At 65.4% G+C, this 9,924-nt stretch carries 11 protein-coding genes and 1 tRNA gene; 9 read left to right on the forward strand and 3 right to left on the reverse strand.

Annotation, left to right across the window (positions count from 1 at the left end; translation table 11 throughout):
• The first annotated feature begins 79 nt into the window (after nucleotides 1–79).
• The 9 genes from DU502_RS16220 to DU502_RS16260 all read left to right on the forward strand — a co-directional run bounded on the left by DU502_RS16220 (nucleotide 80) and on the right by DU502_RS16260 (nucleotide 6,358).
• Nucleotides 80–730, forward strand: a complete 651-nt coding sequence (locus DU502_RS16220; protein WP_121921984.1) for an adenylate kinase — start codon at nucleotides 80–82, stop codon at nucleotides 728–730.
• Between the two features lie 35 nt (nucleotides 731–765).
• Nucleotides 766–1,689, forward strand: coding sequence for a DUF106 domain-containing protein (locus DU502_RS16225; RefSeq protein WP_121921983.1), 924 nt, complete (start codon nucleotides 766–768; stop codon nucleotides 1,687–1,689).
• A 41-nt stretch (nucleotides 1,690–1,730) separates the two neighbouring features.
• Nucleotides 1,731–2,315: a (d)CMP kinase gene (cmk, locus tag DU502_RS16230; RefSeq protein WP_121921982.1), complete on the forward strand. Its 585-nt coding sequence runs from the start codon at nucleotides 1,731–1,733 to the stop codon at nucleotides 2,313–2,315.
• Nucleotides 2,312–3,229, forward strand: a complete 918-nt coding sequence (locus DU502_RS16235) for an RNA-guided pseudouridylation complex pseudouridine synthase subunit Cbf5 (RefSeq protein ID WP_121921981.1) — start codon at nucleotides 2,312–2,314, stop codon at nucleotides 3,227–3,229. The genes cmk and DU502_RS16235 overlap by 4 nt, the downstream gene beginning before the upstream one ends.
• Nucleotides 3,230–3,275: 46 nt before the next feature.
• Nucleotides 3,276–3,346: transfer RNA gene (locus tag DU502_RS16240), tRNA-Pro, on the forward strand.
• 60 nt (nucleotides 3,347–3,406) lie between these two features.
• Nucleotides 3,407–3,670, forward strand: a complete 264-nt coding sequence (locus DU502_RS19225; RefSeq protein WP_449271743.1) for a DUF7563 family protein — start codon at nucleotides 3,407–3,409, stop codon at nucleotides 3,668–3,670.
• Nucleotides 3,667–4,497 (forward strand): DUF4326 domain-containing protein, encoded by an 831-nt coding sequence (locus DU502_RS16250; protein WP_121921980.1) that lies wholly within the window; start codon nucleotides 3,667–3,669, stop codon nucleotides 4,495–4,497. The genes DU502_RS19225 and DU502_RS16250 overlap by 4 nt, the downstream gene beginning before the upstream one ends.
• Complete coding sequence (locus DU502_RS16255; protein ID WP_121921979.1) at nucleotides 4,494–4,679, forward strand: hypothetical protein; 186 nt, start codon at nucleotides 4,494–4,496, stop codon at nucleotides 4,677–4,679. Before DU502_RS16250 ends, DU502_RS16255 begins: the two co-directional genes overlap by 4 nt.
• Nucleotides 4,676–6,358 carry a winged helix-turn-helix domain-containing protein gene (locus tag DU502_RS16260; RefSeq protein WP_121921978.1) on the forward strand — a complete coding sequence of 561 codons (1,683 nt, stop codon included), beginning with the start codon at nucleotides 4,676–4,678 and terminating at the stop codon, nucleotides 6,356–6,358. Before DU502_RS16255 ends, DU502_RS16260 begins: the two co-directional genes overlap by 4 nt.
• Nucleotides 6,359–6,856: 498 nt before the next feature.
• On the opposite strand, the gene DU502_RS16265 is transcribed toward DU502_RS16260, so the two are convergent.
• From DU502_RS16265 to DU502_RS16275, 3 genes are read right to left on the reverse strand one after another with little or no spacing between them, the layout of a single operon-like run.
• Complete coding sequence (locus DU502_RS16265) at nucleotides 6,857–7,102, reverse strand: hypothetical protein (RefSeq protein ID WP_121921977.1); 246 nt, start codon at nucleotides 7,100–7,102, stop codon at nucleotides 6,857–6,859.
• Nucleotides 7,099–7,470, reverse strand: a complete 372-nt coding sequence (locus DU502_RS16270) for a hypothetical protein (protein ID WP_121921976.1) — start codon at nucleotides 7,468–7,470, stop codon at nucleotides 7,099–7,101. Before DU502_RS16270 ends, DU502_RS16265 begins: the two co-directional genes overlap by 4 nt.
• A gap of 2 nt (nucleotides 7,471–7,472) precedes the next feature.
• Nucleotides 7,473–9,524: a hypothetical protein gene (locus DU502_RS16275; protein WP_124897101.1), complete on the reverse strand. Its 2,052-nt coding sequence runs from the start codon at nucleotides 9,522–9,524 to the stop codon at nucleotides 7,473–7,475.
• Between the last annotated feature and the right edge of the window lie 400 nt (nucleotides 9,525–9,924).

The raw sequence follows: 9,924 nt of genomic DNA on the forward strand, positions 1-9,924 counted from the left end.
GGCGGTATCGGCGGTTTGGATGCCGACAATATCGCGGCGGTTTCTTCACTAATTTATAGTCGGAGGGGGAGGTTCCTGTATGAGCGATCCTCATGTGCTGTTGCTCGGCGCACCGGGAGCGGGCAAAGGAACCCAGAGCAAGCGCCTCGCGGAGACGTTCGACATCGAACACGTCACGACGGGTGACGCGCTCCGCGCGAACAAAGATATGGACATCAGCCACATGGACACCGAGTACGACACGCCGCGAGCGTACATGGAGGCCGGCGAACTCGTCCCCGACGAAGTCGTCAACGAAATCGTCAAGACGGCGCTCTCCGAGGCCGACGGCTACGTTCTCGACGGCTACCCCCGCAACCTCGATCAGGCCGAGTACCTCTCGGAGATCACCGACCTCGACGTCGTCGTCTTCCTCGACGTGAGCGAGGAGGAACTCGTCGACCGTCTCACCGGTCGCCGCGTCTGTGACGAGTGTGGCGCCAACTACCACGTCGAGTTCAGCCCGCCGGAAGAGGAGGGCGTCTGCGACGAGTGTGGCGGCGACCTGATCCAGCGCGACGACGACACGGAGGACACCGTCCGCGAACGCCTCCGCGTGTACGAGGAGAACACCGAACCCGTCGTCGAACACTACCGCGACGAGGGGACCCTCGTCGAAGTCGACGGCGAGGGCACGCCGGACGACGTGTTCGAGGCGATTCGCGGGGAAGTCGAAGCGGCGACAGAGTAAAAGCTTCATAACTGCTGGGGGGTTACTCCACGTCAATGGCACGGATCGAGCAGAAGGTGCGAGACCTCGTCTCCGAAGACGCGGGGATGGAGTCGGTCGTCCGGACAGTCCTGGACCACGCGGAGGACGGTGAGGTCAAGTGGGTCGACGTCCGCGACGACTTATCGAGCGGACAATGGGGCCGCCTCATCGAGACGGGCGTACTGGTCGACGGCGACGCCGGATTCGAACTGGCGGACGCCGAGGCGACCCGCGACGCCCTCGAAAACGGTACAGCGGACGCGGGGACCGCGACGGCTACCTCGTCATCGTCGACCGACAGCGACGAGACCGAGTCCTCGTGGTCGATGTGGGACAAGGGCGCGGCGGTCGTCAGTATCGCCCTCTTTGCGGGCTACTCGTGGGCGCCGATGCGCAACATCATCGGCAACGCGATGAACGTGTTCCTCGGCCCCCTGAACTCGGCGCTCCCGTTCTACGCCGTCGTCATGATCCTCGCAGTCGTGACCGGGCTGTACTCGACGCTCCTGCAGGCGAACCTGATGGACACGGAGATGATGGGCGAGTATCAGGAGAAGATGCAGGAGATTCAGGAGAAACGCAAGGAAGCGAAAGAGCGCGGCGACGACGAGGCCCTCGACCGCATTCAGGAGGAGCAGATGGAGGCCATGGGCGACCAGATGGGCATGTTCAAAGAGCAGTTCCGCCCGATGGTGTGGATCATGTTCCTCACGATTCCGGTCTTCCTGTGGATGTACTGGGGCGTCGGTATCGGAGCGAACGCGACGCCGATCTTCAATCTCGAACCGCTCGTTCTCCCCTTCGCGGGCGAGAAGGCGTGGACCGATCAGGTGCTCGGCCCGATTCAGGTGTGGATTGTCTGGTACTTCCTCTGCTCGATGGGGTTCACACAGATCATCCGCAAGGGGCTGAACATCGACATCAGCCCGACCGGATAGAAGTGGACACGCTCTTTTAGTCGGCCCCCATGAGTGGCGGTATGTTACTCACCGTGTCCGGACCGGCGGGCAGTGGGAAGAGCACCACCGCCGCCGGTCTCGCGGAGGCGCTCGATCTGGAGCACGTAAGCGGCGGCGACATCTTTCGCGAACTCGCCACCGAACGGGGCTACACGCCCGTCGAGTTCAACGAACTCGCCGAGGAGGACGAGCGGATCGACCGCGACCTCGATCAGCGCCTGTACGAGATCGCCCGGGACCGCGACGGTCTCGTCCTCGAATCCCGACTCGCCGGCTGGCTCGCACCCGACGCCGACTTCCGACTCTGGCTGGACGCCCCGGTCAACGTCCGGGCCGCCCGCATCGCCGACCGCGAAGAGAAGTCGATCGAACGGGCACGCGAGGAGACGCTCCGCCGCGAGCGAAGCGAGCGGAAACGCTACAGCGACTACTACGAGATTCCCATCGACGACCTCTCCATCTACGACCTCGTCGTGAACACGGCGCGGTGGACCGCCCCGGACGTACTGGCGATCCTCACGACCGCCATCGAGCGTTACGATCCCGCGGTCGACGAGGGCCGCTACACCATCAACGGTGTCGACCTCGACAGTCTCGACCTGTGACTCACCTTCGCGATCCCCCTGGAACCCGCTCGCTCGCGGCGCTGCTCTCGTTCGGCGTCGTCAACCTCGACAAGCCGCCCGGCCCCTCCGCCCACCAAGTTGCCGGATGGGTGCGCGACCTCGCGGACGTCGACCGCGCGGCCCACGCCGGCACGCTCGACCCGAAAGTGACGGGCTGTCTGCCGGTCATGCTCGGCGACGCCACCCGCCTCGCGCCCGTCTTTCTGGAGGGCCGCAAGGAGTACGTCGCCGTCCTCGAACTCCACGGGCGCCCGCCCGCCGACCTCGACAGCGTCCTCGCCGAATTCGAAGGCGAGATCTACCAGAAACCGCCGCGCAAGAGCGCCGTCGCTCGTCGACTCCGTACCCGGACGATTCACGATCTGACTGCCCTCGAAACCCGCGACCGACAGGTCCTCCTCCGGATCGAGTGTGAGAGCGGCACCTACATCCGCAAACTGTGTCACGACCTCGGCCTCGCACTCGGGACGGGGGCACACATGGGCGACCTCCGCCGGACTGCGACCGACCCCTTCGACGATCGGGATCTCGTGACGCTCCACGATCTGTCCGACGCCCTCGCATTCGCCGAGGAGGGCGACGAGGAGCCGATTCGGGAGATCGTCGCCCCTGCCGAGCGGATTCTGGAGGACCTCCCGGCGGTGACCATCGCCCCGAGCGCCGCCGAACAGGTAGCGACGGGGGCGCCGGTGTACGCCCCCGGCGTCATCGACAGCGAGGCGTCACCGACGCCTCGAAGCGCCGGTGAAACCGTCGACGCCGATCCGGCCGACGAGGACGCCCTCGTCGCCTGTGTCACGCCGAACGGGTCGGCAGTGTGTCTGGGTCGACTCGTCGGCGATCCAAACGCCGATTCGGGCGTCGTCGTCGATCTGGAGCGGGTGCTCGTCTAGCGCAAAGCGACACGCTTAACCCGACCACGGTCCTCGCTCGAAACGCGGGACCGTGGGGTAGTGGTATCCTCTGCGCATGGGGTGCGTTGGACCCGTGTTCGAATCACGGCGGTCCCATCCTACTTCCGTTCGACTCCATGACTTAGAGCGGAAGTGCCGCCCGACGGCGAGGGGGTGGTGGATTTGATTCCCCTCGACCCCGAATCGAATCCTTCTGAGTGCCAGTTCTGTGGCACCCACGTCTCCGACGACTTCCGGCGAACCCTCGGGGACGAGGATAACGTTGCTCACCGGTGTCTCGCGTGCGATTCGCGCCCGCGTATCCAGTCCGGAAGCGCCGCCGGACGGGAGGTCAAGTACCCCGACCCGGCGGATCAACCGAATCGGAATCGGGGCCGAAACGTCTCTGAAACACTTTCTGACGGAGGTGTCGACCAGTGAGCCTCCAGGACTTCGGCGTCGAGCGGTTCGACCGCCCGCGCCTGAAGGTGAAAGACGAGGACGGCCGTGTCGCCTGTCCCGTCACACACAACCCGATAGAGTACACGGAGGGAGAGATAGAGATCGCCGTCGCCTCGCTCGCTGACGCGACCCTGAAAGGGGCGCTGTCGAACGCGGGCGTCTCCTCCGTCCGTGCGTACGGATTCGACTCCCCGCACGCCGAGGTCGTCGTCCCCGAGACGTGCCGCGGCCCGGAGGCCGCCGGCTGGAGTGACGAGTTCGTGGGCGTCGAGGTCAGTTTCACCGACTACCCGCGCTACGTTCCCGTCCGTCGCGACGACCTCGCGCCCGCGGGTCGACACGTCGACGCGCTTCAGGTGGACGGCGTCGAGGAGATCGACGCCGAGGCCGGCGGCGCGGACGAGGACGAGGACGAGCCGGGCGACGACGAACAGCGAACCCGCGTCGGTCACTGTCAGCACGACGAGACGGACGTGTATATCGGCCGCCACGGAGACGGCGGGGAGCACGACTTTCTGTCCGTCGACGAATCCGGGGCAGCCGGGTGGCTGGGGAACCCGTACCCCGTCGAAGTGTTCGGCCGACAGGAGTCCGTCGCCATGTTCACCCACGCCCTCCTGACCGAACTGGAGGAGCGTCCAGAACTCCGTCGCGAACTCGTCGAACGCTGTCGTGGGAAGGTACTCGGCTGTTGGTGCCAGCGTCTCGATGAGGACGGCCCGCTGTGTCACGGAGAGGTTATCGCCCGCGTCGTCGACGACGTGATTCAGAAGGTCGACAGCGACGAACTGGAGGGGTCGGAGTGACGGACCCGGTCGAAACGCACCTGTACGTTCTCCTCGACGAGGACGGGAATCCAGCGCGGGCGTACCGTTCCAGCGAGAAGGCGTCCGAGGCCGTCAAGTCAGAATCGTACACTGACGAGCACCTTGTCGAGGTGTGGCCCGACGTTCCTCTCATCGAATCTGAGGGAGGCGAAGCGGAATGAGTACCGACACGAACCCGGAGGGCGACAGCCTCCCGGTCAGCCGTACCTCCTCGACGTTCCCGGAACCGGTCGAACATGGGGCCGCTGTGCAAAACGTCCTGAACGACCTCGCGCCCAGCCGCGAGGACGAGCGTCCGGGAGACCGCGATACGCTGTACGACCGCGCAGTCACGTACTGGCGCGAGCACGTGGGCGATTACGAACAGGAACCCCACCTCCTCGACGCTGACTTTTCCGCGGAGTGGCTTCCTGACGGTCGTTTCGCCCTCCTCCTGACGACCTCGAAATGGAAAGCCGGTGTGAACGGGGCGAACGGATACTCTCCGTTCTACGAACAGCATCTCAAACTCCGCGAGGTCGTCGCGGAAGGCGTCGAGGAGGACGACGCGAACCGCGGACAGGAGTTCGTCGACGGTCTCCTCCTGGAGAAACCACCACTCGCTCTCCACGTCGAAGTCATGCCACAGTACCGCGACCTCGTCTACAAAGACGGGAACGTCCTAGAGTGTCCGTACGGGGAAGGAACCCGCCTCGTCGCCTGGACGACCTGGGCGGAGTCAGGGGAGGCCGTAGAAACGCGTGCGTACGACGCGCTACGCGCCGCGTACGGGGAGGACGCCGTCGACGTTGAGGCTGACCGGAACTACGACTCCCGACGTATCGCGAAGGCGGAGGCACACATCCGGTTCGCCCTCGCGAAGAAGAACGCCGCCGTCGAGACGGTCGAACAGTCGAAGAACCTGATAGAGTGGGGTGGGGAGGCCGAGATCGACGCCGCCCAGCGCCGCCTCCAGGAGGGATGGCTGGAGGCCCGCGTCTCCTCCGGCCGCTGGGACCTTCTCGGGTTCGACGCACCGGGGAAGTTCAAAACGGAGCTGAAAATCTACCAGGCCGACCGCTGGCACAAGAAGCCACCCAGCGACCCGTTCCGGCACCCGAAAATGGAGGCGTCGTTCGACGGCGTCGAGGACGGGAAACTCCCGCACGTCGATCAGTGGGACGCCGTCCTCGACTATCTGAAAGCGGTCGTCGCGACGCACGCGGAATGGGCGAGTATCGGTCGGGCGGACCTCGTCGAGGACGACTTTTTCGCGGGACCCGCCGCGCCACGCTGGGGCTACCTGAAACCTGACGGACGGCGTGAAATGCTCCACAATCGGTACAAGGACCGTGCGACCGCCGTGTACCGCGAGGCGTTGAAAGAGTCAACGACGGCCGTGTACGACCTCCTCCGCGTTATCCAGCGCGAGGGCGGAGCGACGTACGACCACCTCGTCCGGGAAACCGGCCTCGCCCGGTCGACCGTCCGTTATCACGTCGCCCGCCTCGCGGAGGAGGGCGTCCTGAAACGGCTGGGGAACCCCGTCCTCGTGGTGTTCGTCTCCCGTGACCTCCTAGAGCGAGCGGGTGACGTACTCCAGGAGGCACGCCCCGGCGACTCCGCCGAGGACCTGGAGGAGCGAGCCGACGAGCGTCGCCAGCGTCGGGAGGAGCAGCGAGACTCCGACGAACACGACGACGCCGAGGGCCTCGACGCTGACGACGACGGCGCGTCCTGGGCGTTCCTCCGTGACGCCCCGATAGGTGCCGACGGCCTCCTCCAGCGCCTCTACGACGAGCGGCTGGGGGAGTGCGACGTTCGCGTTCGCGTCTCCAGCCTCAACGCCCCGCCAGGCTGACCGCGACCCTCTTTTCGTAGATCGCTGCCGGCTTCGCGCCGGCACGTCGCGAGCGAGCGCTATTCCCAGCCGTCTTTTCTTACGCTCTGTATCAGTTTGAGAAATTTTAGGCATCGTCATTCCGGACTGTTATCTCACACGTTTTACTTTCACCTGGGTGTTAACGTGGCATCTCGCTTTTGTTTCGCTACGTTTCCGCGCGTACATTATACGGGCGCGGACGCCCTCGACGCCCGCACGCCGACGCGCTGGGGTCGCTAACCGCCGGGTAGAGGGTCCGGGCCGCCCACCCAGGTTGTCAGGGACCCTTAGGGTAGGTGCCCCTAAGGGGGAGAGAGAATATCGGCCGGCGGCAGAACGCCGCCGGCCTCCCCGCCCCGCCGCCGGAGGTCAGGCCGGCCGTACGAGGCCGTGACGACCGCCAGGACGACGGAACACGCCAGGATGGGGAACGGGTGGGATTGTGCTAACCGGAGTTATCAGGAACGCTTAGGAGGGTCACACGGGGAGCCGGTCCCGGAGCCACGACAGCCCGAGGCCGACGACCGCCAGGACGAACAGAACGACCTCCCCGCCAGCCGCGAGGTCGACGAGGACGCCGAACCCGAACTTCTCAACGACGAGCGCGAGGGGACTGTCCCGACAGCCCCAGTAGCACGACCGGAGGAAAAAATGGAGAACAAACCAGGCACCGAAGAGGAGCGCGAACGCCCACGCGCCCGCCTCGCGGACGCTGTCGATCATGTACGAACGCGCTCCCGCGCCCTCGACGCGTACGCCGACGCCCGGACGAGCGCGTTTATCGCCCGCGCCCTGACGGACCCGCGCGGAGACGCGAACACGCCGCCGGCCGCGGCCGTTCCCACGCCCAGCCGCCCGGTCGTGGCTACGCGGACGAGCGTACGGACGAGTTCCTGGGCGCGGGCGCTGTCGAACGCGACCACGTCCGCGAACGCCAGCACGCCCACGAACGCGAGGAGCACGGCACTGTACCGGAACAGCGCCGCGAGCGCCTGACCTTTCCAAACCCAGCGGGCCGCCATGACGAGCGACAGGCCGCCCGCCCCCGCGATGAGTTTCGGAGACGCCGCCAGGTCGAACGGGAGCGGCACGTTCAACGCCCCCTACGGAGCCGGAGTGTCACGTTCTGTTTCCGGGTCAACCGGTTAATCACCCGGTACGCACCCCACAAGAGGAGGCCGCCGCCCGCAAGGAGGAGCGGTGCGCTGACCTGACCCAGGACGCCCGTAAGCTCCGCTCCCGCCATTGTCCCGACCTCCGCGAACGTGTACGACACAGCGCCTGGAGCGAGCGTTTCGACCGTGACGAGGCCGACGAGGGCCGCCACGGGCGCGTACACCCACACGGGAACGCCGGCCCGCGAGACGACGACGCCACCCAGGAGGAGCACGCCGGTCCCGAGGCCCATCATGATGTAGGGCGGGACGAGCGGGTTCCCCGCGCCCGTCGAGACGAGTGGGGCGACGCCTCCGCCGCCTCCACTCCCGTCTCCGCCCGCCAGCGCCTCGACAATCGCGATTACCAGGCTGTCGTGCGTGTCCTCCATAGTCAGCCGAACCGGGGAGTTCGCGGTCCCCTTATCCCACACTTTGCCGTCCTCCAGCGACTCCAGTTTGTACTCCTCGCCGGAGGCCGTTCCGTACAGGACGAACTCGACCTCGTCACCTTTCACGGTCGCCGGCCCCACGTCGAACTCCGGCGTGTCGCCAGCCTCGACGAGGCGGACACGAACGTCGTTCTGTGGGTGGACCTCCATAGCGTACGAGCGGGCGGTCGCGGTCGCGCCCGCGGACACGTTCGGGACGTAGAGAACCTGACCATCCGCCTCGACGACGGAATACTCCGCTGGAGCCGTCCAAGATTCGTTGGTTAGGTAGTGGAGGTACTGGGCCTCCTCCGTCCCCGACACGTCGATTGCGAACTCCGAACCCGCCGACTCGACGCGGAACTCCGTCGCCAGCGTGTTCCCTGGCGTCGTCGGTTTCGTGACTTGGATCGACCCGTTCTGTACGTCGACGCGAGACCCGTTCGCGGAGACGGTCACGTTCGACCCAGCCGACACATGACCGAGTTGTGCCGTCAGCGTCGTGTTCTGGAGCGCGTAGTCGTTTACCGTCACCCACGACCCGCCATCAACGCGATATTTGACCTCGCGGACAGCGAGCACGTCCGACTTGAACGGCACCGTCACGCTGGCGCTGTCCGTCTCGCTGGCGTAGTACCGGCTGAAGTTGTACCGCTCCGACCACGTCTCGGCCCCGTAGTCCACGCTGACCTCGTCTTGCGCTTCGTGTGCGTACTCCATGTCCACGGACGGCGTCGGAGCGTCTGACGAACCGCCTAACTGAACCGTGACCGTATTCGACGTGTTCACTGCGGTTGCCGGCGGGTTGACCGTCGCCGTCTCCCCAGGAGCGAGGGTTCCCGCGTAACTCGTCGTCTCACCGTTCACGACGACCGAGGGGTTCGGTGAATAACTCGTCTCCTCGTACGAGATCGACGCGCCGACGCCGTTCCCACCCGTTGCAGACATAGACGCCGAAACCGACGTATCGCCGTCGAGGGATACCGATTTGCTGGATTGGCTGGAGAACGATTTACTCGACCCGTCGACCGTGACAGACACGTCCTCCGGCGTGTCGTACGTCGTGGATTCACTACGTAGGTCGGGAGTCGCGCCGGATGTTGACTCTATTTTGATCGAGTATTGGTCGGCATTATTGTACGAGCTTACATCTGCGGAGTATGTTACTCGTGTTTGATCCGACGGTAGGCTTTTGTCCTGACTGTACACCTCCGTCCCATCGACCCAAACAGTCACGCGCGCCGAAGTACTGTCGTAGAACGTGGACAAATCCACGCTTATAGATGCTAAGTCCTTGGGCCAATCGGTAAACGTGTGTTTGACCCCCTGCGGGGAATCACACCCCCCACATTCACTTTCTACTGCATCGTAGATGTCTTGGCCGTCGCCCGAGTTCCCCGTTCTCCAAGACGTTTCTACCGTCGCGGAGGAGGGCACTTCTTCGCCCGCTATTGTCGAGGACGTAGATGCTCCGGGCGATAGTGAGAACGTATCCGTCTCCGTCGTCGACGTACCCGTGAACTGAACACTGAAGTTATCGACAGCGTCGAGAGAGTTCACGCTGTAACTGTACGAACTCCCGTCCTGGGCCGGCGTCGCGGAGATTCGGACCTGGCCGCTGAACGTCACGGTGTTGTTACTGAAGTGCGGCACCTCGAACGTCAGGAGGCCGCCGCCGGCCTCGACGTTCCGTCGCCAGCGCGTCCCGTCGTCGTGCCGGCCGTACACCGTCTCCGGGAGGTATCCCAGCGTCTCTTTCACGACGCCCGCGGGTAGCGCGACCTCGCGCCCCGCGTCGTGCGTGTCGTCGCGCAGGACGAGCGCGAGGCCGTCCCCGCCCGTCCCCACACGCGCTCCGTCCGCGTCCAGGTACGTACTCGCTCGCTCTTGCGTTGTAACGACGACCTCCAGCGTCGAGGCGTGACGAGACGCCATGACCGACCCCTCCAGATCGCTCGCG

It is taken from the genome of Haloplanus aerogenes (assembly GCF_003856835.1).
Lineage (GTDB): Archaea > Halobacteriota > Halobacteria > Halobacteriales > Haloferacaceae > Haloplanus > Haloplanus aerogenes.